This is a genomic window from Brevibacterium linens ATCC 9172, assembly GCF_900169165.1.
Classification (GTDB): Bacteria; Actinomycetota; Actinomycetes; order Actinomycetales; family Brevibacteriaceae; genus Brevibacterium; species Brevibacterium linens.
Map to the genome: position 1 here is coordinate 14248 of NZ_FXYY01000018.1, position 22982 is coordinate 37229.

General features: G+C 64.8%; 15 protein-coding genes. 12 read left to right on the forward strand and 3 right to left on the reverse strand.

Annotated features, from left to right (window positions below; translation table 11 throughout):
* Positions 1-107: 107 nt before the first annotated feature.
* From BLIN9172_RS12980 to BLIN9172_RS13015, 8 genes are all read left to right on the forward strand, one after another.
* Complete coding sequence (locus BLIN9172_RS12980) at positions 108-1385, forward strand: helix-turn-helix domain-containing protein (RefSeq protein WP_101555449.1); 1278 nt, start codon at positions 108-110, stop codon at positions 1383-1385.
* A gap of 145 nt (positions 1386-1530) precedes the next feature.
* Positions 1531-3054, forward strand: coding sequence for an acetaldehyde dehydrogenase ExaC (gene exaC / locus BLIN9172_RS12985; protein WP_101555450.1), 1524 nt, complete (start codon positions 1531-1533; stop codon positions 3052-3054).
* Positions 3055-3125: 71 nt separating this feature from the next.
* Positions 3126-4145, forward strand: coding sequence for an alcohol dehydrogenase AdhP (adhP, locus tag BLIN9172_RS12990; RefSeq protein WP_101555489.1), 1020 nt, complete (start codon positions 3126-3128; stop codon positions 4143-4145).
* Positions 4146-4505: 360 nt separating this feature from the next.
* Positions 4506-5039, forward strand: a complete 534-nt coding sequence (gene rplJ / locus BLIN9172_RS12995; RefSeq protein ID WP_101555451.1) for a 50S ribosomal protein L10 — start codon at positions 4506-4508, stop codon at positions 5037-5039.
* A gap of 59 nt (positions 5040-5098) precedes the next feature.
* Positions 5099-5485: a 50S ribosomal protein L7/L12 gene (gene rplL, locus BLIN9172_RS13000; protein WP_025777952.1), complete on the forward strand. Its 387-nt coding sequence runs from the start codon at positions 5099-5101 to the stop codon at positions 5483-5485.
* 148 nt (positions 5486-5633) lie between these two features.
* Complete coding sequence (locus BLIN9172_RS13005) at positions 5634-6875, forward strand: hypothetical protein (protein WP_101555452.1); 1242 nt, start codon at positions 5634-5636, stop codon at positions 6873-6875.
* Positions 6872-7747 (forward strand): hypothetical protein, encoded by an 876-nt coding sequence (locus BLIN9172_RS13010; protein ID WP_101555453.1) that lies wholly within the window; start codon positions 6872-6874, stop codon positions 7745-7747. The genes BLIN9172_RS13005 and BLIN9172_RS13010 overlap by 4 nt, the downstream gene beginning before the upstream one ends.
* Positions 7744-8904, forward strand: a complete 1161-nt coding sequence (locus BLIN9172_RS13015; protein ID WP_101555454.1) for a hypothetical protein — start codon at positions 7744-7746, stop codon at positions 8902-8904. The genes BLIN9172_RS13010 and BLIN9172_RS13015 overlap by 4 nt, the downstream gene beginning before the upstream one ends.
* A gap of 13 nt (positions 8905-8917) precedes the next feature.
* Here BLIN9172_RS13015 and BLIN9172_RS13020 read toward each other — a convergent pair whose 3' ends face one another.
* Positions 8918-9718 (reverse strand): MBL fold metallo-hydrolase, encoded by an 801-nt coding sequence (locus BLIN9172_RS13020; protein WP_101555455.1) that lies wholly within the window; start codon positions 9716-9718, stop codon positions 8918-8920.
* Between the two features lie 440 nt (positions 9719-10158).
* Here BLIN9172_RS13020 and rpoB point away from each other — a divergent pair, with 440 nt between their 5' ends.
* Together rpoB and BLIN9172_RS13035 are read left to right on the forward strand one after the other, a co-directional pair.
* Positions 10159-13638, forward strand: a complete 3480-nt coding sequence (gene rpoB, locus BLIN9172_RS13030) for a DNA-directed RNA polymerase subunit beta (RefSeq protein WP_101555456.1) — start codon at positions 10159-10161, stop codon at positions 13636-13638.
* Positions 13639-13706: 68 nt separating this feature from the next.
* Complete coding sequence (locus BLIN9172_RS13035) at positions 13707-17579, forward strand: DNA-directed RNA polymerase subunit beta' (RefSeq protein WP_101555457.1); 3873 nt, start codon at positions 13707-13709, stop codon at positions 17577-17579.
* Positions 17580-17761: 182 nt separating this feature from the next.
* On the opposite strand, the gene BLIN9172_RS13040 is transcribed toward BLIN9172_RS13035, so the two are convergent.
* Together BLIN9172_RS13040 and BLIN9172_RS13045 are read right to left on the reverse strand one after the other, a co-directional pair.
* Positions 17762-18787: an ATP-dependent 6-phosphofructokinase gene (locus BLIN9172_RS13040; protein ID WP_101555458.1), complete on the reverse strand. Its 1026-nt coding sequence runs from the start codon at positions 18785-18787 to the stop codon at positions 17762-17764.
* A complete protein-coding gene (locus BLIN9172_RS13045) occupies positions 18784-19473 on the reverse strand; it encodes a DUF1707 SHOCT-like domain-containing protein (protein WP_101555490.1) in 690 nt (229 codons plus the stop codon). Before BLIN9172_RS13045 ends, BLIN9172_RS13040 begins: the two co-directional genes overlap by 4 nt.
* A 121-nt stretch (positions 19474-19594) precedes the next feature.
* On the opposite strand from BLIN9172_RS13045, the gene BLIN9172_RS13050 reads away from it, so the two are divergent.
* Both BLIN9172_RS13050 and BLIN9172_RS13055 read left to right on the forward strand, forming a co-directional pair.
* Complete coding sequence (locus tag BLIN9172_RS13050) at positions 19595-20860, forward strand: glycosyltransferase (RefSeq protein WP_101555459.1); 1266 nt, start codon at positions 19595-19597, stop codon at positions 20858-20860.
* Positions 20853-22970 carry an ArnT family glycosyltransferase gene (locus BLIN9172_RS13055; RefSeq protein WP_101555460.1) on the forward strand — a complete coding sequence of 706 codons (2118 nt, stop codon included), beginning with the start codon at positions 20853-20855 and terminating at the stop codon, positions 22968-22970. Before BLIN9172_RS13050 ends, BLIN9172_RS13055 begins: the two co-directional genes overlap by 8 nt.
* Positions 22971-22982 lie beyond the last annotated feature (12 nt).

Here is a 22982-nt window from a genome sequence, read left to right on the forward strand (position 1 = left end):
GTAGTGCTGGGAGCGGACGGGGCCTTGTTCACAGGCAGGTTCGCGATTAGATTATGAGCAGTTGAAACACTCTTCCGACACCCGCCGATGGAGGTGGACCGTCCGCCATGGATTCGACGCTGTTGCTCGAAGACACCTATCAGAGCGCCGTTCGACGCGCACATGAGCGTCTGGCAGGACCGTCGGAGACGAGCCTCCACCTGCCGTCGTCAGGGCCCGGGGTGCGGACCTCGGTCCTGGAATCATGGGACCGGTCTCTGGCCCGGCTGCGCGACCCCGACAGCGTGCAGGTCCAGGTCGCATTCGAAACCGATCGTCTCGCCGAGGTGCGCCGGCGACATCCCTTCCACGCGATCATGCCGTTGCTGCGGTCCCATCTCATCGAACCCGCCAAAGACGCCGGACTGCTGGCCGCCCTCGGCGACGAACAGGGGCGACTGCTGTGGGTTGAGGGGGAGCGGGGCGTGCGCGACCGTGCCGAAGCCATGGGTTTCGTCTCCGGGTCGGACTGGTCAGAAGAGGTGATGGGCACCTCCGCCCCGGCCCTGGCCCTGCGATCGGGCCGGCCCGTGCAGGTCAGCCGCGCCGAGCATTTCGCCCCCGACGTCCATTCCTGGAGCTGCAGCGCCGTCCCCGTCACCCACCCGCTGACCGGGCAGGTCATCGGCATCATCGATGTCACCGGGGGAGACGACGCCGTGTCCTCCATCGTGCTGCCGCTGCTGTCGTCGACGGCGAAGGCCGCCGGGGCTCAGCTGTCCCAGCTCTTCACGCCGCAGCAGATGCACACCGGCACCGAGGTGGCCGGGACCAGACTGACAGTGCTCGGTCCCAGCCCCGCTTTGGAGAACCCCGATGGAACGCGGATTCCCCTGAGCCGTCGGCACGCCGAGATCCTGTTGCTGCTGCACAGGCGTCCCGACGGCATCAGCGGTGCCGGACTGGTGGAGCGGCTGTGGTCGGTCGGCGGCAGCGAAGTCACGGTCCGGGCGGAGATCAATCGTCTGCGCAGAACGATCGGCAGCCTCGGCGATCTGCGCATCGACGCCCGCCCCTATCGGTTGCGCGGGGACGTCGATTCGGATCTGGAGCTCACCGTGCAGGCTCTGGCTAGCGGTGACACGGATTCGGCCCTCGAGCAGTTCAGGGGGACCGTCCTGCCGGATTCCGAAGCGCCGGGAGTCCGCGAGATCGCGGCGGAGGTCGATGCGCTTATGCGCGAGACCCTGCTCCAGGACGGAACCTGGCAGCAGCTGTGGCGGTTCGCGAACCTGCCGGACTTCCGCGACGACGTCGAAGTCCTCATGACAGTGCTGCGTCTGGCACCGCCCGAGGCCGCCGAACGCAACGCTGCGGTCGTGCGCCTGGAGGCGCTGGGCCTCTGAACTCGGCGAACCGATTGCGGTTCGGTGTGCGGGACGGGGCGGCCGCCTCGGCGATGTGATGCAACCCACATGCAACGTTGCGCTCGGTAGCGTCGTGGTCACACGGAGACAATCCGGTGGAATCAGACGCATCAAAGGAGTTGCAATGACTGTCTACGCACAGCCTGGTCAGGACGGGTCGCTCGTCACCTTCAAGTCCCGGTATGAGAACTTCATCGGCGGTCAGTGGGTGCCGCCGGTCAAGGGCAACTATTTCGAGAACCCCAGCCCCGTCACCGGCAAGACCTTCACCGAGGTCCCGGCCAGCACCGCTGAGGACATCGAACTCGCTCTCGACGCCGCGCACAAGGCGGCTCCGGCCTGGGGCAAGACCTCGGTCGCCGAACGGGCCAACATCCTCAATCGGATCGCCGACCGCATCGAGGAGAACCTCGAGATGATCGCCGTCGCCGAGACTTGGGACAACGGCAAGGCGATCCGCGAGCCCCTCAACGCCGACCTGCCGCTGGCGGTCGATCATTTCCGCTACTTCGCCGGAGCGATCCGGGCACAGGAAGGCGGACTCTCGCAGATCGACGATGACACCGTGGCGTATCACTTCCACGAGCCGCTCGGTGTGGTCGGCCAGATCATTCCCTGGAACTTCCCGATCCTCATGGGCGTGTGGAAGATCGCACCGGCGCTGGCCGCGGGCAACGCGATCGTGCTCAAGCCCGCCGAGCAGACTCCTGCCTCGATCCTCGTCCTCGTCGAGCTCATCGCCGACCTGCTGCCCGAGGGCGTGCTCAACGTCGTCAACGGCTTCGGTCTGGAGGCCGGCAAGCCGCTGGCGTCGAACAAGCGGATCTCGAAGATCGCGTTCACCGGTGAGACCACAACCGGTCGTCTGATCATGCAGTACGCCTCGCAGAACATCATTCCGGTGACTCTGGAGCTCGGCGGAAAGTCGCCGAACATCTTCTTCGAGGATGTGCTGGCCAAGGACGATTCGTATGCGGACAAGGCCCAGGAGGGCTTCACGATGTTCGCTCTCAACCAGGGCGAGGTCTGCACCTGCCCGTCGCGTGCGCTCGTCCAGGAATCGATCGCCGATCCCTTCCTCGAGAAGGTCGTGGCCAGAACGAAGAAGATCGTCCAGGGCAATCCGCTCGACACGGACACGATGATGGGCGCCCAGGCCTCGAACGACCAGTTCGAGAAGATCATGTCCTACCTCGACATCGGCCGTCAGGAAGGCGCCGAGGTGCTCACCGGCGGCGGCAAGGCCGAACTCGACGGGGATCTGGCCGGCGGCTTCTACGTGCAGCCGACGATCTTCAAGGGCACGAACAAGATGCGCATCTTCCAGGAGGAGATCTTCGGGCCCGTCGTCTCGGTCGCGACATTCTCCGACTACGCCGACGCCATGGCCACGGCCAATGACACGCTCTACGGCCTCGGCGCCGGTGTCTGGTCGCGCGACGGCAACACCGCCTACCGGGCCGGTCGCGAGATCCAGGCCGGTCGCGTGTGGGTGAACAACTACCACGCCTACCCGGCTCATGCGGCCTTCGGCGGGTACAAGGCTTCGGGCATCGGTCGCGAGAACCACAAGATGATGCTCGATCACTACCAGCAGACGAAGAACCTGCTCGTCAGCTACTCGGAGAACGCCCAGGGCTTCTTCTGAGCTGACTGGAGTACAGCACCGATCCACCCGCACCTGAATAGCAATTCACCATCATCACAAAGGAGTCAATGATGTCAGGAATGAAAGCAGCAGTCGTCGAAGAGTTCGGCAAAGATCTGACCGTCGGGGACAATGAGATCCCCGAACCGGGACCGGGACAGGCACTGGTCAAGCTCATCGCCTCCGGTGTCTGCCACACGGACCTGCACGCGGCCCACGGAGACTGGCCGGTCAAGCCGAAGGTTCCACTCATTCCCGGTCACGAAGGTGTCGGCATCGTCGAAAAAGTCGGCGAAGGCGTCACCGATGTCGAGGTCGGCCAGATGATCGGCAACGCCTGGCTGTGGAGGGCGTGCGGGACCTGTGAGCACTGCCGGCAGGGGTGGGAGACCCTCTGCGAATCGCAGGTCAACGGCGGCTACGGCATCGACGGATCCTTCGGTGAGTACATGCTCGTCGACACGAAGTTCGCCGCGATCATCCCCGAAGGATCTGACCCCTATGAGATTGCGCCCGTCCTGTGTGCCGGAGTCACCGTCTACAAGGGTCTCAAGCGCACCGAGGTGAAGCCCGGGCAATGGGTCGTCATCTCCGGCATCGGCGGGCTCGGCCACATCGCCGTGCAGTACGCGGTGGCGATGGGGATGCGCGTCATCGCCGTCGACGTGGCCGACGACAAGCTGGCCTTGGCGAAGAAGCACGGAGCGGAGATCACGGTCAACGCCTTTGCTGAGGAGCCGGCCGACATCATCCAGGAGAAGGTCGGAGGCTCACACGGTGTGCTTGTCACGGCGGTGCATCCGAAGGCATTCGGGCAGGCGATCTCAATGACTCGCCGAGGCGGAACCATCGTCTTCAACGGCCTGCCCCCGGGTGACTTCCCGGCCCCGATCTTCGACATCGTGCTCAAGGGGCTGACGATCCGCGGATCGATCGTCGGCACCCGCCAGGACATGGTGGAAGCCTTGGAGTTCTACGCAGCGGGTAAGATCCATCCCACGTTCAGCAAGCGGCCGCTCGAGGACATCAATGCCATCTTCGACGAGATGATCCACGGCAAGATCGACGGTCGCGTCGTCATCGAATACTGACAAACCAGCACACCCGCGCCTCAAGAACTACCTGACGGCGGCGCAGCAACCTCGCGCCAGGTTGCTGCGCCGCCGTCAGGTAGTGTGGGAGGGGTCTCGGTGAGCGGATTGGACTTGCCGGGAATGACTTCGCTAGACTTGAGACACCCAAGACCGTCGGTCTCTGTGGAATCACCAAGATTCGCCATCGAATCTCGGTGTCCGCAGACGAAGACTCCGTGAGGAGTGACCCGCGCAGGTGAGCTCGAGATTCTTCCGTCGGATTCCGCAAGGAATCGGCGGCCAAGCGTTTCACGCCTGCCTGCGTGGAGCGCTTTTTCTGTTGTCGGGACAGGCCGGACGACTTATGAAAGGAACACCATGGCGAGGCCAGACAAGGCAGCCGCAGTCGAGGAGATCAAACAGCAGTTTGAGAACTCCGACGCTGTGTTGCTGACCGAGTACCGCGGTCTCACCGTCGCGCAGATGAAAGAACTGCGCGTCTCTCTCGGTGAGAACGTCAGCTACGCCGTGGTAAAGAACACGCTGACCAAGATTGCAGCCAAGGAAGCCGGAGTCACCGGTCTCGATGAGCACCTCAATGGGCCCACCGCGATCGCGTTCATCAACGGCGAACCACCTGAGGCTGCCAAGGCTCTGCGTAACTTTGCCAAGGCGAACGACAAGCTCGTGGTGAAGGGCGGCTACTTCGATGGAGCCGCACTCAGCCCCGAACAGGTCAACCAGCTCGCCGACCTCGAATCCCGCGAAGTGCTGCTTGCAAAGGCAGCCGGTGCCATGAAGGCAAGCCTCCACCAGGCGGCTTACCTCTTCACCGCTCCGCTGGTCAAGGCCGTGCGCACTGTCGATGCCCTCCGCGAGAAGCAGGACGACGCTCCTGCTTCCGACGCCTGAGCATCACCCCAAACCGAACCGGTCACTGATCGTGGCCAAAACAGGAAGGACTAGCCACCATGGCTAAGCTCACCACCGACGAGCTCCTCGAGGCTTTCAAGGAGCTCACCCTCATCGAACTGTCCGAGTTCGTCAAGAAGTTCGAAGAAGAGTTCGACGTCGAGGCTGCCGCTCCGGCCGCCGTTGCCGCTGCCCCTGCAGCCGGTGGCGCAGACGCCGCTCCCGCTGAAGAGCAGACCGAATTCGACGTCATCCTCGAATCGGCCGGCGAGAAGAAGGTTCCCGTCATCAAGGAAGTCCGTGGACTCACCTCCCTCGGACTCAAGGAAGCCAAGGACCTCGTCGACGGAGCTCCCAAGGCCGTCCTCGAAGGCGCTTCGAAGGAAGACGCCGAGAAGGCCAAGGAAACCCTCGAGGCTGCCGGCGCCACCGTCACCCTCAAGTGATTTCCTGAGCAGCAGCCTGCCTGCTGCCTGAGATTGAGACCCCCACACTCTGCTGTGGGGGTCTTTCTCATGCCGCTGACGTCAGCGTCTGACCAGAGCGAGGCAGACAATTCTGGGAATCCCCGCACAGAACTATTACTCTTGACTGGTGCCCTCGACGCCAACCATCGAAGACGAGCTCCTCGCCGGCCTGCGTTCTCGCCTGCAGTCGGCGTGGGCGACCGATCCGCTTTTCATCGATCCCATCATCGCCGGCGGCCTGAGCCGCAATCAGCTCGATGGCATCGAACTCGCGGCGACTGAGGCAGCGGAGTCCGATCTCCCCTTCTTCATTGCAGTTCTTCCCGACCAGCCGGACGGCCCGGGCAACTTCGAGGCCTGGGGCAGATTCACCTCGAGCTTGGCTCAGACGATGTACGAGGACTCCGAAGCCGACCAGGTCCTTGTGCTTTTCGCCACCGCTGGTGGAGGATCCAGGTCATGGCCGTATCTCGTCTCCGAGCTCGGCCCGGTCATTCCCCGCGGAGGAGGCGGCCTGACGCGATCGGCCACTGACGACTTCCTCCCGGTCGAGCTCAATGTGCACTACCAGATGCAGATCCTGCGTGCAGCCGCTGCCGGCGATCCGATTCCGGAACCTCCGCAGTTCGATCCCAAGGACGTCGGGCAGTCCAGCGGGGACTACATCGCCAGGTGGGGGCTCGACGAAGGCGCCCCCGATATGCTGGTCATGGGAGCCGCCGCGGTGGCCGCAGGAGCACTCACCACCTGGGTGCTCGCGCGGCGCCGTCGCTATGCGTGGAGAACCGAACTGACCACGGAGCCGGAACTGACGAAGCGCTTCGACCTGCGCTCCAGGGTTGTGCGCATCGGCGAGAAGCTGCCCGAATCCGAGACCGCCGACGATGCGGTGTGGCGACTCTACGCGCGGGGTCGCCGCGTCCAGGAGGCGGTGGCGGCGATCACTCATACCCAGCCTGATTGGGCGACGGCAGAGGATTTCTCGCATCGGATGGCGATTCACTGTCTGAGTCGGACTGACAGATGGATCCGTCGACGTCTGCGCGATCGAGGCGATGCCGAGGAGCCGCTGTTCTGCTTCTTCATGCCCAGTCATACCGGCAGCATCGAACCCGTCGCATGGAGGCAGAAGGGGACGGCGCTGACGGTCCATGCCTGTGACCGGTGCCGAAGCGACCTGACGACCGGTCACGAGCCGGAGACGCTGATGGTGCCCAGACGTCCCGGCGCCACGAGAGTCAAGCCGGTACCCTATTTTCTGCGCGACGACGCGTACTCCAACAGCGGATTCGGCAGCTTCCAGCCACTCGAGGCCGCGGTCGTGTCGGGGACTCCGACAGCCGACGCGACAGAGACCGAGGCGAGATGAGTCAGCGCAGCGCAGCCAGGAAGAAGGTCGCCGATGGCGGCCCCGGTCCGCTCCGACTCGGGATCGCGACACTGCTTTTCCTCGCCGTCGTCGTCGGAGCGACGGCATTGAGCCATTCCCTGTTCGACGATGCCAGAGACACTCGGATCGCCGAGGCCGACAGCGGTCAGCCCCGAGTCGACAGCGTCTATTCGGATCGCATAGAGAGTCAGTACGATTCCGACTACGACCGCTCCCGGTATCAGGAGATCGCGCACGCCTTCGAGAAAGATCCGGTCTGGGTCGATGATTACCTCGCGTTCGAGATGCGTGATGAGGACCTCGACGACATCCACGAGGCGATCGAGAAGACTCGCACACCGATCTATGTGGCCTTCCTGGCCGCCACAGAACTCGATGACACCGACGGCCAAGCCGAACTGCTGGCCAATCGCATCATCGCCGAGGTGCCCGACGACGAGGCCACCGTGCTGGTCATCGGCGACAATCGAGAGGCGGTGGCGAACAAGGGAATCTCACGGGAGATCGTCGATCGCCCCGACACACTCGACGACGATCATCTGTCCCAGGTCGGGCTGACCTACGTCCGGGCCCTGCTCTCGGCACCGATCGAAGAGGAGAACTTCGGCTACGGTGCTTCGTTCGACCGCAGCGGCAACGCGATCGTGGTCAACGAGAAGGACGACGAGGCGGATCCTCGGGCATTGCGCTATTCCGTCGGCGGCGCGGTGGGCGGAGCCGTGATCGGACTGCTCATCGGCGGCGGTCTGGCAGTGGGCGGGATCTCCGGCTACCGGTTCTGGCGCAGACGCCAGCTGACTCTCCAGTCCGAACCGCAGACCCAGGAGCAGACACAGGATCAGAGGAAATGAGCCAGAACGACGTGGACGCAGAGCAGATCGCGCAATCTCTGAAGACCGACCCGATCTATATCGACCCGGCGGTCGCAGACACCCTTGACGGACGTCTCCTCGACAAGGCCGAGGCCACGGTCAAGGAGCTCGACTTCGATGTCTACGTGGTCGCAGTGGATGCCGAACACGGCAGCATCGATCGAGAGATGCTTGAGCAGATCAAGGTCCTCAACGGGTCCGAAGGCTCATTCGTCATGATCGATGACGGCACAGCCATCGCCGTCGACACCTATTTCACCGATGCGCACCACGACAAGGAGATGGAAGTCGTGGACCAGCAGCTCAATGCCCACGACGAATGGAACACCTCCACCCCGTCGGTGTCCAAACTCAACATCCTCCTCGACCTCTATGAGGATCCTCAGGAGCACGTCGAGTCCGGCGACACTGGTGCAGAGCAGCAGCCGGGCAGCGACGTGATTCAGGACACCGGCAGCGGCGGATTCGCTCCACTCTTCCTGGGCGGTTCGATCCTTGTCCTCGCCCTCGTCATCGGCGGCATCTTCATCTTTCGCTCGATGCGAGCCAAAGCGGCCGAGGCGCGCAGACGGGATCGGTTCAGACTGCCCAGCTCGCTGCTGCACAGAGTCGATCATCTGCAGCGCAGCGCTCTCCGTGAGGACATCAACTCCGAAGCCACGGAACTGGCGTCGTCTCTGGACCAGCTGCGCACCGATGATCTCAGTTCGGCCGAACTCACCCAGGTGGAGAGGGCGTTCGATGCCTATTATGAAGCGAGGTCGATCGTCGATGACGAAGCGGCCGAACGCATTGACCTCGCCGGCGCCATGGTGCTGCTGCGGCAGGCTCGACGCGAGATCGGTCTGGCCGGCCAGAGCAGGGGAGCCCGGTCGAGCAGGCCCGAGAGCCTGTGTACGGTCAATCCGCTGCACGGTGAAGCGAGGACGACCTCACCGGTGTCGGTCGGAGCCCGGGCGGTGCGCGTGCCGGTGTGTTCCGCCTGCGAAGGCGATCTGCGAGGCGGCAGAGACCTGCAGTGGATCTTCGACAAGGGCAGGCCGTACATCGAGGCCGAGAGTGTGTGGGCCGAGACTCTGTTCGGAGCCATCGGGGGAAACCTCGTGACCGCACTGAAATCGCTGCCACCCCGTTGAGGACGGCTGAGAATCAGACCAGACGGACTTCGCGAGGCACCGCACGATCGTGATCGCCGGGCATGACACGGCCCGGCAGAGCCACCTCGGAGTCGCCCTGATCGCTGCGCATCCCTTCGAGGTCGGCGAGCTGACGGGTGACGAAATCACGGTCGACCGGGACTCCGTGACCGGGGACGAAGACGTTCGCCTCGGCAAAGGACAGCAGGGTCCGCAGGCTCGCCGCCCATTCGCTCAGCGAGGAGTCGGCGCCGGCCTGCGGGGGATCGGCCTCCTCGACGAGGTCACCGGTGAACACGATCCCGAGCTCGGGAAGCCGGACGACGAGATCGGCGGTCGAATGCCCGCCGAGGACGTGGAATTCGACCGGGCAGCCGCCGAGATCCAAGGTGCCCGCCTCACCGGGGGACGCATCGACGGTGGAGACGTCGACGACGAGTTCGGTGGGATCGGTCGGCAGCTGCCGGCGGTACTCGCTCGGCTCATCGCCCCGGCTGATCGCATCGAGCGCGATCCACGCGCTCGCCTCCTGATCGGCGGCGAACGCAGAGGACGCGTGGACGGTCGACACTCCCGACGAGACCGCCTCGGCGGCGCCGAAGAAATGATCCCAGTGATCGTGGGTGAGCACGAGATCGATATCCTGCCCGCCCTCTCCCGCGATCTCCTCGCCGAGGCGGCCCGCCCGTTCCAGCAGGTGTGCCGCAGCCGCGGGGCCGGGTCCGGCATCGACGAGCAGGGTGCGATCGGAGCCGACGATGATCCCGCAATTGACTTTCGCGGGAGAGAAGGTGAGGACATGCACGTGTGTCATGCCCGCAGTCTAGAATGTCTGTCACCGGCTGTCGCGCAGCCGGGCACACGACGGCAGACGATCACACGGTGGCCGACGTTGCCGTCGGGCGGTGGGATGTGTCGAGAATCCGCATGGAGCTCACACGGGACAAGGTCGGCGTCCTCGACGGTCAGGGAGTGGCTTCGCCGAGGCGGCCGCCGATGTGGGGCGGTCCGTGGAAGAAGATCCACGACTGACAGAATTCGATGTTGCCAGGCTTGACCTGATGCTATAAGATTGATATTTGCATCGTTCTGCCTGTGGTGTGCCTTCATATAGCGGTGGGCACAGCATTTCCACTCAAGTGAACCATGCCGACGCCGGGAGTCGAAATCTGACACACCCCGTGGAGGTCCGGACGTCGCCGGAGCGAGTGGGCAGACGAAGTATCAGATGGTGAAGCACTCGGAAGGAACCAATTGGCCGCCGCCAACGACAACACCAGGACCGCTAATCCCCCCAAGAGAATTTCCTTCGCGAAGATTCGCGAGCCCCTCGAGGTTCCCGATCTGCTCGGTCTGCAGACGGACAGCTTCGACTGGCTGATCGGATCGGAGGCGTGGCAGGACCGCGTCGCCGAGGCCATCGAGATCGGGGACGACTCCGTCGCAACCACCTCGGGTCTCGAAGACATCTTCGAAGAGATCTCGCCGATCGAAGACTTCGGCGGATCCATGTCGCTGTCGTTCCGCGAGCACCGGTTCGAGGCTCCCAAGTACTCGATCGATGAGTGCAAGGAACGCGATATGACCTACTCGGCGCCGCTGTACGTCACCGCCGAGTTCATGAACAACAACACGGGCGAGATCAAGAGCCAGACCGTGTTCATGGGTGACTTCCCCCTCATGACCGACAAGGGCACGTTCATCGTCAACGGCACCGAGCGCGTCGTCGTCTCCCAGCTCGTGCGTTCGCCCGGCGCCTACTTCGAATCCAGCGTCGACAAGACCACGGACAAGGACATCTTCTCCGCGAAGATCATCCCGTCCCGCGGTGCCTGGCTGGAGTTCGAGGTCGACAAGCGCGACCAGGTCGGTGTGCGCCTCGACCGCAAGCGCAAGCAGTCCGTGACGGTGCTGCTTAAGGCCCTCGGCTGGTCCGAAGCGAAGATCCTCGAGGAGTTCGGCGAGTTCGAATCGATCCGCGAGACGATGGCCAAGGACACGGTCAACACGCAGGACGAAGCGCTGCTCGACATCTACAAGAAGCTGCGCCCGGCAGAGCCCGCGACCGCCGAGGCCGCTCGCAACCTGCTCAACAACCTGTACTTCAACCCGAAGCGCTACGACCTGGCCAAGGTCGGCCGCTACAAGGTCAACCGCAAGCTCGGCGTCGAAGCACCGCTGTCGGACTCCGTGCTCTCCACCGAGGACGTCGTCGCCACCATCCGCTACCTCGTGTCGCTGCACGCCGGAGTGGACACCGCCAAGGGCACCCGCGACGGTGAAGAGGTCGAGATCAGCGTCAAGCTCGACGACATCGATCACTTCGGAAACCGCCGCATCCGCGCCGTCGGTGAGCTCATCGAGAACCAGATCCGCACCGGCCTGTCCCGGATGGAGCGCGTCGTCCGCGAACGCATGACCACCCAGGACGTCGAGGCGATCACCCCGCAGACCCTGATCAACATCCGCCCCGTGGTGGCTGCGATCAAGGAGTTCTTCGGCACCTCGCAGCTCTCCCAGTTCATGGATCAGAACAACCCGCTCGCGGGTCTGACCCACAAGCGCCGTCTCTCCGCGCTGGGACCCGGCGGTCTCTCGCGTGACCGTGCCGCCATGGAAGTCCGTGACGTGCACCCCTCGCACTACGGCCGCATGTGCCCGATCGAGACCCCCGAGGGTCCGAACATCGGTCTGATCGGTTCGCTGGCGTCCTACGCCCGCATCAACCCCTTCGGATTCATCGAGACGCCCTACCGCAAGGTCGTCGACGGTGTCGTGACCGATGAGACGCAGTACCTGACCGCCGATGACGAACTCGAGTTCAACATCGCCCAGGCCAACGCGCCCCTGACCGACGACCAGCGCTTCGCCGAGGTCGAGGTCCTGGCCCGTCCGAAGGGCGGCGGCGGTGAGGCCGAGCTGGTCCAGCACGACCAGATCGACTTCATGGACGTCTCCGCACGTCAGATGGTCTCTGTGGCGTCGGCTCTGATTCCGTTCCTCGAGCACGATGACGCGAACCGCGCCCTCATGGGTGCGAACATGCAGCGTCAGGCCGTGCCGCTGGTGATGGCCGAATCACCTGTCGTGGGCACCGGCATGGAATACCGTGCCGCCGTCGACGCCGGCGATGTCATCACCGCTGAGAAGTCCGGTGTCATCACCGAGGTCTCGGCTGACTTCGTCACGGTGCTCGCCGACGACGGAACCCAGCTGACCTACAAGGCTGCGAAGTTCAAGCGTTCGAACCACGGCACCTCGTACAACCAGCGCATCCTCGTCGACGAAGGCGACCGTGTCGAAGCCGGCACCGTCCTCGCCGACGGCCCGTCCACCGAGAACGGTGAGATGGCTCTGGGCAAGAACCTCCTCGTGGCGTTCATGTCATGGGAAGGCTACAACTACGAGGACGCGATCATCCTCTCCCAGCGCCTCGTCCAGGACGACGTGCTCTCCTCGATCCACATCGAGGAGCATGAGGTCGATGCTCGCGACACCAAGCTCGGTGCCGAGGAGATCACTCGGGACATCCCGAACATCTCGCCCGACGCCCTGGCCGACCTCGACGATCGCGGAATCATCCGCATCGGCGCCGAAGTCACCGACGGTGACATCCTCGTCGGCAAGGTCACCCCGAAGGGTGAGACCGAGCTGACACCGGAAGAGCGCCTGCTGCGCGCCATCTTCGGTGAGAAGTCCCGTGAGGTCCGCGACACCTCGCTGCGCGTTCCCCACGGCGAGATCGGCACCGTCATCGGTGTGCGCGTCTTCGACCGTGAGGACGACGACGAGCTCTCGCCCGGCGTCAACCAGATGGTCCGCGTCTATGTGGCCCAGCGCCGCAAGATCACCATCGGTGACAAGATGGCCGGCCGTCACGGAAACAAGGGCGTCATCTCGACGATCCTGCCGGTCGAGGACATGCCGTTCCTCGCCGACGGCACCCCCGTCGACGTCATCCTCAACCCGCACGGTGTTCCCCGTCGTATGAACATCGGCCAGGTCTTCGAAGTCCACCTCGGATGGATCTCGAAGCAGGGCTGGAAGATCGAGGGCAACCCCGAGTGGGCCGCCGAGCTGCCCGAGGCCGCTCGCGAAGCCGAGGCCGGCACCAACTTGGCCACCCCGGTCTTCGACGGTGCGCACGAGCAGGAGCTGCGCGGACTGCTGGATTCGACGACCCCGAACCGCGATGGGGACCGCCTCATCGACTCCTCGGGCAAGGCCCAGCTGTTCGACGGTCGCTCCGGTGAGCCGTTCCCGTACCCGATCTCGGTCGGCTACATGTACATGCTCAAGCTCCACCACCTCGTCGACGACAAGATCCACGCGCGTTCGACCGGACCGTACTCGATGATCACCCAGCAGCCGCTCGGTGGTAAGGCGCAGTTCGGTGGTCAGCGCTTCGGTGAGATGGAAGTCTGGGCCCTCGAGGCCTACGGCGCCGCCTACACCCTGCAGGAGCTTCTGACGATCAAGTCCGATGACATCCCGGGCCGTGTGAAGGTCTACGAAGCCATCGTCAAGGGTGAGAACCTGCCCGATCCGGGAATCCCGGAATCGTTCAAGGTCCTCATCAAGGAGATGCAGTCCCTGTGCCTCAACGTCGAAGTTCTGTCTTCCGACGGAGGCCATGTCGAGATGGGCGAGTCGGAGGACGAGGTCTACCGCGCCGCCGAGGAACTCGGCATCGACCTCTCCCGCCGCGAAGCACAGACCGTAGAAGAAGTCTGAGGACTTCCACTTCAACCGACACAACTTTTTGATGAACGATTCGTTCATCGCCAGGAAAGAGGATTTACGTGCCTGACGTCAATTTCTTTGATGAACTGCGCATCGGTCTTGCCACCACGGAGAACATCCGCGGCTGGTCACACGGTGAGGTGAAAAAGCCTGAGACCATCAACTACCGCACCCTGAAGCCGGAGAAGGACGGACTCTTCTGCGAGAAGATCTTCGGCCCCACCCGCGACTGGGAGTGCGCCTGCGGAAAGTACAAGCGAGTCCGGTTCAAGGGCATCATCTGCGAACGCTGCGGCGTCGAGGTGACCCGTGCCAAGGTGCGTCGTGAGCGCATGGGCCACCTCGAGCTCGCCGCTCCTGTGACCCACATCTGGTACTTCAAGGGTGTGCCCTCACGTTTGGGCTACCTGCTGGATCTGGCTCCGAAGGACCTCGAGAAGGTCATCTACTTCGCGGCCTACATGATCACCTCGGTCGACGAGGATTCCCGTCACCGTGATCTGCCCAGCCTGCAGAACAAGATCGACGTCGAGAAGCAGCAGATCGGCACCCGCCGTGACGCCGACATCGACCGTCGTGCCAAGAAGCTCGAAGAGGATCTCGCCGCGCTCGAGGCCGAAGGCGGAACCGCCCAGGCCAAGAAGAAGCTGCGCGACACCGCCGAGAAGGAAATGGACAAGCTGCGCAAGAACGCCGACCGCGAGGTCGACCGTATCGAGCAGGTGTGGGACCGGTTCAAGAACCTCAAGGTCAACGACCTCGAAGGTGACGAGAGCCTGTACCGCGAGATGTTCCACCGCTTCGGCCTGTACTTCACCGGTGCCATGGGGGCCGAGGCCATCCAGAAGCGCCTCATCGAATTCGACCTCGAAGGCGAAGCCGAGAAGCTGCGTGAGCTCATCGCCACCGGCAAGGGACAGCGCAAGACCCGTGCGCTCAAGCGCCTCAAGGTCGTCAACGCGTTCCTGACCACCGACAACAACCCCGAGGGCATGGTCCTCGACGTTGTCCCGGTGATCCCGCCGGAGCTGCGCCCGATGGTGCAGCTCGATGGTGGACGGTTCGCGACCTCGGACCTCAACGATCTCTACCGTCGCGTCATCAACCGCAACAACCGCCTCAAGCGTCTGCTCGACCTCGGTGCTCCCGAGATCATCGTCAACAACGAGAAGCGGATGCTGCAGGAGGCCGTGGACTCGCTGTTCGACAACGGACGTCGCGGACGCCCGGTGACCGGACCGGGCAACCGCCCGCTCAAGTCGCTGTCGGACATGCTCAAGGGCAAGCAGGGACGTTTCCGTCAGAACCTGCTCGGCAAGCGTGTGGACTACTCGGGCCGTTCGGTCATCGTCGTCGGTCCGCAGCTGCACCTGCACCAGTGCGGTCTGCCGAAGACCATGGCGCTGGAGCTGTTCAAGCCCTTCGTGATGAAGCGCCTGGTCGATCTCAACCACGCTCAGAACATCAAGTCGGCCAAGCGCATGGTCGAGCGTCAGCACCCGCAGGTGTGGGATGTCCTCGAAGAGGTCATCACCGAGCACCCTGTGCTGCTCAACCGTGCACCGACCCTGCACCGTCTGGGCATCCAGGCGTTCGAACCGCAGCTCATCGAGGGCAAGGCCATCCAGCTGCACCCGCTCGTCTGCTCCGCGTTCAACGCTGACTTCGACGGTGACCAGATGGCTGTGCACCTGCCGCTGAGTCCGGAGGCACAGGCCGAGGCCCGTATCCTCATGCTCTCGGCCAACAACATCCTCAAGCCCTCGGACGGCAAGCCCGTGACCATGCCTTCGCAGGATATGATCATCGGTCTGTTCCACCTCACCTCCGAGCGCAAGGGACTGGCCGGCGAGGGGCGCGCGTTCTCCGGAATGGGCGAAGCCATCATGGCCTTCGACCATGGGGAGCTCGACCTCGGTTCGCCGATCACCATCCGCCTGGAGGACGTCGTTCCCAACGCGGACATGGAGCTTCCCGAGGGCTGGGAGGCCGGCGACCCGCTGGACGTGCAGACCACTCTGGGTCGCGCAACGTTCAACGAGTACCTGCCTGCCGACTACGCGTTCGTGAACTCGACGATCGACAAGAAGGCTCTGAGCCGCATCGTCAACCACCTCGCCGAGGAGTACCCGAAGGTCGAGGTCGCACACACGCTGGACAACTTCAAGGCCGGCGGCTTCCACTGGGCCACCCGCTCGGGCATCACCATCGCGATGTCGGATGTCGTCTCACCCGAGGCGAAGACCGAGATCATCGACGATGCCGAAGTCATCGACACGAAGGTTCAGCAGCAGTACGAACTCGGTGCCCTGACCGACGACGAGCGTCGCAACGAGCTCGTCAAGCTGTGGACGGAGACGACCGAGAAGGTCGACCAGATCATGCGCACGAACTTCCCCGCGGAGAACTCGGTGCTGCGTCTGGTCGAGTCCGGTGCATCCGGCAACTGGATGCAGGTGCGTCAGCTGGCCGGTATGCGCGGCCTGGTGACGAACCCGCAGGGTGAGATCATCCCGCGTCCGATCGTGTCGAACTACCGTGAGGGACTCGCCGTGCTCGAGTACTTCATCGCCTCGCACGGTGCTCGTAAGGGTCTGGCAGATACCGCTCTGCGTACCGCCGACTCCGGTTACCTCACCCGTCGTCTCGTCGACGTCTCGCAGGATGTCATCATCCGCGCGGCAGAGGCCGAGTCGAACAAGGGCATCACCCTCCCGATCGCCGAACGCGATCACGAGGGCAACCTGGTTCCGCACGACTACGCCGAGACCAGCGTCTACGGTCGTCTCACCGTCTCCGATGTCACCGACGCCGAGGGCAATGTGCTCCTGCCGGCGAAGTCCGATGTCACCGGTGCTGTGGTGGACATGCTCGTGGCCAACGGCATCGAAGAGCTCAAGGTCCACTCCGTGCTGACTGCGGATTCCGATGCGCAGATCTCCGCCGAGCACTACGGTCGCTCGATGGCGACCGGTCAGCTCGTCGACATCGGCGAGGCCATCGGCACCGTCGCTGCCCAGTCGATCGGTGAGCCCGGTACCCAGCTGACGATGCGTACCTTCCACACCGGTGGTGCCGCCGCTTCGACCGGTGATATCACGCAGGGTCTGCCGCGTGTGACCGAGCTCTTCGAAGCTCGCACACCGAAGGGCTTCGCCCCCATCGCCGAGGCGACCGGACGGGCGAAGATCGACGACAGCCGCAAGACCCGCTTCGTCATCATCACCCCCGATGACGGCAGCGAGGAGATCGAGCACGCAGTGTCCAAGCGTGCCCGTCTCATGGTCGAGGACGGCCAGCACGTCAAGGCCGGAGAGCAGCTCATCGTCGGTGCCGTCGATCCGAAGCAGGTGCTGCGCATCCGCGGTCGCCGTGAGGCCGAGCGCTTCCTCGTCGAGGAGGTTCAGAAGGTCTACCGTTCGCAGGGTGTGGGCATCCACGACAAGCACATCGAGGTCATCGTGCGGCAGATGCTGCGTCGCGTGACCGTGATCGAGTCGGGCGACACGAACCTGCTGCCCGGTGAGCTCGTCGACCGCGGCCGCTACCAGGCGGAGAACCGTCGTGTGGTCGCCGAAGGCGGCCAGCCTGCCTCGGCTCGTGACGAGCTGATGGGCATCACGAAGGCTTCGCTGGCCACCGAGTCGTGGCTGTCGGCCGCATCCTTCCAGGAGACCACCCGCGTCCTCACCGAGGCGGCCATGGAAGGCAAGTCCGATGCGCTCATGGGGCTGAAGGAGAACGTCATCCTCGGTAAGCTCATCCCTGCCGGCACCGGCCTGCAGACCCACCGCAACCTCGTGGTGGAGCCGACCGAAGAGGCCAAGGCCGAGATGTTCACCAACAGCTACGGCGACTTCTACGCGGGCATCGGCGCCGATTCCGGCTCCGCCATCCCGCTGGAGGACTACGACTACGGTGCGTTCAGCTGAGACTGAACGGCTGAGTCGCAGCGTCTGAGAGAGGCAGGCGAAGAGGGGCGTCCACCACACGGTGGATGCCCCTCTCGTCATTCACGCTGCGACATCGAGAAACGGGTGGAGTGTCGAAACACGGGTGTGTGCGCCCGTGTCTCGACACTCCACCCGTTTCTCGGTGAAGCTCTCGCAATCACTCAGCCGAAGAGCACCTGTGCCTCTTCCCAGCGATGCAGCGGCACTGACTTGAGACTGTCGACGGCCGATGACATCTCCACCGAGACGATGTCCGTGCCCTTGAGGCTGGCCATCTTGCCCCAGTGCCCGTGCTGGGCGAGGTCGGCTGCCGCCATGCCCAACCGGGTCGACAGGACCCGGTCGTACGCGGTGGGGGAGCCGCCTCGCTGCAGGTGCCCGAGGATCGTCGCCCGAGATTCGATACCGGTGATCTCCTCGATCTTCGGGGCCAGGTAGTTCGCGATCCCGCCGAGGCGGACCCGTCCCTTGTTGTCGACGCCGTGGTCGGCGACCTGTGAGTCGAATCCTTCGGGAATGAACCCTTCGGCGACGACGACGATGGGTGCGCGTCCGCGGTCCCTGGCCGAGCGCACCCAGTCCGAGATCTGATCGAAGGAGACGGGGAACTCGGGCATGAGGATCGCGTGTGCGCCTGCCGCCATGCCGGCGTGCAGCGCGATCCATCCGACATTGCGTCCCATGACCTCGATGACCATGCAGCGGTGGTGGGACTCTGCGGTGGTGCGCAGCCGGTCGATGGCCTCGGTGGCGATGGACTGGGCGGTGTCGAAGCCGAAGGTGTAGTCCGTGTTGCCGAGGTCGTTGTCGATGGTCTTGGGCACGCCGACGATGTGCAGGCCCTCTTCATGGACCAGCCGTGAGGCGCCGGCCAAGGTGCCTTCGCCGCCGATGGCGATGAGCGAATCGATGCCGTGGGCGGCCATGACCTCCCGCATCCGCTCGGGTCCGCCGTCCTCATAGGGGTGGGTGCGGGAGGTGCCGAGGATGGTTCCGCCGCGTCCGGACAGGCCGCGCACGTCGAGCATGGTCATATCGAACAGGTCGTCGTCGAGCAGACCCCGCCAGCCGTCGCGGATGCCGACGAACTCCGCATCATAGGCGCGGATGCCTTTGCGGACGATGCCGCGGATGACAGCGTTGAGGCCCGGGCAGTCGCCCCCCGAGGTGAGTACACCGATCTTCATTCCAGTTGACCCTGATCCTTTTCTCGATAGCCTTTTGCGAGCCGGACGTCGTGTCCGGCCATGAGGGAGAATCCCTTGAGGATCACGGTCCCGTTGGATCCGTCACCCTGCGCGGATCGGCGGACCTCATTGCCCGCCATGATGTTGATGGTCTCGTCGCGGACGCGCACTCCCGGCGGCACGTAGATATCGTTGCCGGCCCACATCGCATACGAGTTCAGTTCGACGGTCACCCCGGGACCCATGACTTCGCACAGGTCGATGTTGTCTCCGCCCATGAGGGCGTACGTGGTGACCTCGGCGGTGCCGGGAGGCACGTCGAGCTGACGTCCGGACATGATGGCCACGGAGTTCATCGGCGAGGCCGATCCCGGTTCCGCAGCTGGGGAGAGTTCGCCAGGTACGCGCCGCTGCAGCTGGGAGCCCGGATCTGTGGGACCAGGTGTCCGGCCGGTCTGGCGGGCGAGCCGCCGGTGGAGCGAGTCTCCTTCGGGCAGGTCGTCGATGAGGGGGATGAGCTCGTCGAGGAATTTCGCTCCGATGGCGTCATCCTGTCGCTGCGCCGTCTCCTCGGGATCGAGGCGGCCGTTCGTCACGGCATCGGTGATCACTGAGAGGACATCGTCGCGGTCCTGGTCCGAGGCGCGGATGCGCCGCTGAGGAGGAGGGGAGTCGTCGTCGGCCATGGTGCCCAGTGTAGCGGTCTTCACATCTGCGAGCAGGAAGGACTGTCGTGACGAGGACTCCACAGGAGGGCCACAGGTTCGACCAATGCTGGGCCTATCGACCGCAGCGAATGTGGAGGGCATGAGACATGAGAGCAGCGCCTGGCGGCAGCCGGAGACGCAGACGGCAGACACGACCATCCGACCGACCACGACTGTCGACCTCGTCGTCCCGGTGTACAACGAGGAGGCCTCGCTGGCCGCCTCGATCGAGACCCTCCTGGCCGTCGAACCCGCCCGCGGCACCGAGGTCACGATCATCATCGCCGACAATGCGAGCACCGATGAGACTCCGATCATCGCCGCGACCCTGGCGGCGACGCATCCGCAGGTCGAGTACGTCCGCCTCGAACAGAAGGGCCGCGGTCGCGCATTGAACCAGGTGTGGCAGGCCTCGTCGGCGGACGTCGTCGCCTACACGGACGTGGATCTGGCCACAGACATCCGCGTCCTCGACCCGATGGTCGAGATCATCCGGTCGGGGCTGGCCGATGTCGCCATCGCCTCGCGCCTGCAGCCCGGAGTTGCGGTCGAACGCGGGATCAGACGCGAGATCATCTCCCGCTGCTACAACCGACTGCTCAAGCTCAGCCTCGGAGTCGGGTTCAGCGACGCCCAATGCGGTTTCAAAGCGCTGTCGGCACGGGCAGCGAAGGAACTGCTGCCGCAGGTCGAGGATTCCGAGTGGTTCTTCGACACTGAGCTGCTCGCTCGCGCCGAGTGGGCCGGGTACCGCATCCACGAGTTCGGCACGGACTGGAGGGACGACCCGGACTCCTCCGTCGACGTGGTCAGCACGGCGTGGAAGGACATCAAGGGCATCGTCCGGCTGCGCACCGGCGGACGCACCCGGGTCAGTCACGCAGTCCCCGCACCGAACACCGGAGCACAGATCCTCCACTTCATCGACGTCGGGATCATCAGCACCGTGCTCTACGCCGTGCTGTTCCTCCTCGGCATCCAATTCGTCTCGGAACCCACGGCGAACATCCTTGCGCTGCTCCTTTCGACGATTGCGAACACGGCTCTCAACCGGGGCCACACCTTCGGGGTGAGTTCTCCGCACCGCCGCCTGACCTCCCAGGTGAAGGGCTTGGCAGCCTTCGGCCTGTGCCTGGCCTTCACCTCGGCGGGTCTGGCCGTCGGCGACGGATTCACCGGGCCGTGGGCGACCGTCGGCACCCTCGCAGTGCTGACCGCGGCGAACCTCGCCGCCACTGTGGTCCGGTTCGTGCTGATGCGCACATGGGTCTTCGCCCGTGGTGCCCACCACAGCGCCCACCGCGCGACCACGCCTGCTGCAGCCGGAACGGCAAATCCGAACGAGAAGGACATCGACCATGTCTGAGGCCCCCACCCGATATGCCCGCACCCGCGGACTGCGACGGCACTGGTACCCGATCACGCTCACCGTGCTCACATTCGGCACGATCGCTGCCTTCCTCTTCAACCTCACGGCCAACGGCTGGGCGAACTCCTTCTATGCGGCAGCCGTGCAGGCCGGATCGGCGAACTGGGAGGCGTTCCTCTTCGGCTCGCTCGACTCGGCGAACGCGATCACCGTCGACAAACCCCCGGCCTCCCTGTGGCTGATGGCCCTGAGCGCCCGAGTCTTCGGCTTCTCATCGTTCTCGATGCTGCTGCCCCAGGTCCTCCTGGCCGGGGTGAGCGTGCTCCTCATCGTCCATTCGCTGCGGCTGAGCCTGCGGTCCCATGTCGGTCCGGGGCTTGAGAAGGCCGCCGCGCTGGGTGCCGGTGCGATCTTCGCCGTCTCCCCGGTCGTGGCGATGATGTTCCGGTTCAACAACCCGGACGCGCTGCTGGTGACGCTGATGATCGGTGCGGTCGTCGCGACCCAGCACGCCCTGCGCACGCTCACCGAGGCCCGCCGGCGACGCTCGGCCCGCCGCATCGTCGGCTGGCTCGTCCTCGCCGGGGTCTGCCTCGGGCTGGGCTTTCTGACCAAACAGTTCCAGGTCCTCCTCATCGTCCCCGGCCTCGCTGTGGCCTGGGTGCTCTTCGCCCGCACCTCCTGGCCCCGTCGCCTGCTGTGGCTGCTCGTCCCGCTCGGGTCGATGATCGTCAGCGCCGGCTGGTGGATCGCCCTCGTCGAACTCACCCCCGCCGGCTCCCGCCCCTACGTCGGCGGTTCCCAGTCGAACTCCTTCCTCGAGCTCACCTTCGGCTACAACGGCTTCGGACGGCTGACCGGCAACGAGACCGGGTCCGTCGGCGGAGGAGGCGGCGGTCAGGGCGGCGGATGGGGCGAAACGGGAATCACCCGCCTCTTCACCGGCAGCTTCGGCCAGCAGGCGTCGTGGTTCCTGCCCACCGCCTTGTTCTTCCTGGTCGTGACGATCGTTCTCCTCACCCTCGCCGAGGTGGCCCGCCGTCGCCGTGTTCCCACCGTCACGGACGGTGACCAGGGAACCGGCCGTGCGGTGAGCGCGTCCGGCGCAATCGGCACGGGCAGCCTCGGTGCGGGACTGCTCATGTGGGGTGCGTGGCTGATCGTCACGTGGCTCGTGCTGTCGAATATGAACGGGATCGTCCACGAGTACTACACGGTCGCGCTCATTCCCGCGATCGCCGCCGTCATCGGCCTCGCCGTCGCGGTGCTGCTCGCTCGTGACGGATTCCTCCCGCGTCTGCTGCTGGCAGTGGCTTGGGCCCTGACCGGGGCGTGGCAGTTCATCATCAGCTCGGAGATGACCGGGATTCCGAGCATCCTGCGCTGGTGCGTGCTCATCGTCTCGATCCTCGGCGCTCTGGTTCTCATCGTCACCGCGCACCGGCGGTTCGGCACGGCGCTCGCCTCGGTGCTCGTCGCGCTGGCCGTCCTCGGCAGCGCCGCGATTCCGGCTCAGCTGGCCGTGCGCACGATCGCCGGGACGACGCAGGGATCGATCGTCACGATCGCCGGCACGAGCGCAGGTCTGGGCGGTGGACCCGGCGGTGGCGGAATGCCCGGCGGAGGAGCCGGGCCGGGCGGCGGCACGGATGGCACGCCCGGCGGGGCAGGCAATTCCGAAGCCGGCAGGGGCGGCACCGGTGGGATGCCCGGCGGCGCCGGCGGCGGAGGCGGAATGGGCGGTCTGCTGGGCGCCTCCGACCCCTCGGACGAACTCACACAGCTGCTCGAACAGGATGCCGCGGACTACACGTGGGTGGCGGCGACGACGGGGGCGAACCAGGCGGCGGGATACCAGCTCTCGCTCGAAGAACCCGTGATGGCGATCGGCGGCTTCAACGGCACCGACCCTTCGCCGACCCTCGCCGAGTTCAAGCAGCTCGTGTCCGAAGGCACAATCCACTACTACATCGGATCGGGTTCCGGCGGCCAAGGTCCCGGCGGGGGCTCGGACTCTGCCTCATCCCAGATCGCGGACTGGGTCGAGGCGAATTACGAGGCGACTACCGTCGACTCCGTTTCGCTCTACGATCTCAGTGCGGGTTGAGGGGATAATCGA

What these genes read in the sequence shown, in the direction of transcription:
- BLIN9172_RS13010 (WP_101555453.1), top strand. Translation starts at nt 6,872, where the DNA reads ATGAGTCAGCGCAGCGCAGCCAGGAAGAAGGTCGCCGATGGCGGCCCC.
- exaC (WP_101555450.1), top strand. Translation starts at nt 1,531, where the DNA reads ATGACTGTCTACGCACAGCCTGGTCAGGACGGGTCGCTCGTCACCTTC.
- rplJ (WP_101555451.1), top strand. Translation starts at nt 4,506, where the DNA reads ATGGCGAGGCCAGACAAGGCAGCCGCAGTCGAGGAGATCAAACAGCAG.
- BLIN9172_RS13050 (WP_101555459.1), top strand. Translation starts at nt 19,595, where the DNA reads ATGAGACATGAGAGCAGCGCCTGGCGGCAGCCGGAGACGCAGACGGCA.
- rplL (WP_025777952.1), top strand. Translation starts at nt 5,099, where the DNA reads ATGGCTAAGCTCACCACCGACGAGCTCCTCGAGGCTTTCAAGGAGCTC.
- BLIN9172_RS13015 (WP_101555454.1), top strand. Translation starts at nt 7,744, where the DNA reads ATGAGCCAGAACGACGTGGACGCAGAGCAGATCGCGCAATCTCTGAAG.
- BLIN9172_RS13045 (WP_101555490.1), bottom strand. Translation starts at nt 19,473, where the DNA reads ATGGCCGACGACGACTCCCCTCCTCCTCAGCGGCGCATCCGCGCCTCG.
- BLIN9172_RS12980 (WP_101555449.1), top strand. Translation starts at nt 108, where the DNA reads ATGGATTCGACGCTGTTGCTCGAAGACACCTATCAGAGCGCCGTTCGA.
- BLIN9172_RS13020 (WP_101555455.1), bottom strand. Translation starts at nt 9,718, where the DNA reads ATGACACACGTGCATGTCCTCACCTTCTCTCCCGCGAAAGTCAATTGC.
- adhP (WP_101555489.1), top strand. Translation starts at nt 3,126, where the DNA reads ATGTCAGGAATGAAAGCAGCAGTCGTCGAAGAGTTCGGCAAAGATCTG.
- BLIN9172_RS13055 (WP_101555460.1), top strand. Translation starts at nt 20,853, where the DNA reads ATGTCTGAGGCCCCCACCCGATATGCCCGCACCCGCGGACTGCGACGG.
- BLIN9172_RS13040 (WP_101555458.1), bottom strand. Translation starts at nt 18,787, where the DNA reads ATGAAGATCGGTGTACTCACCTCGGGGGGCGACTGCCCGGGCCTCAAC.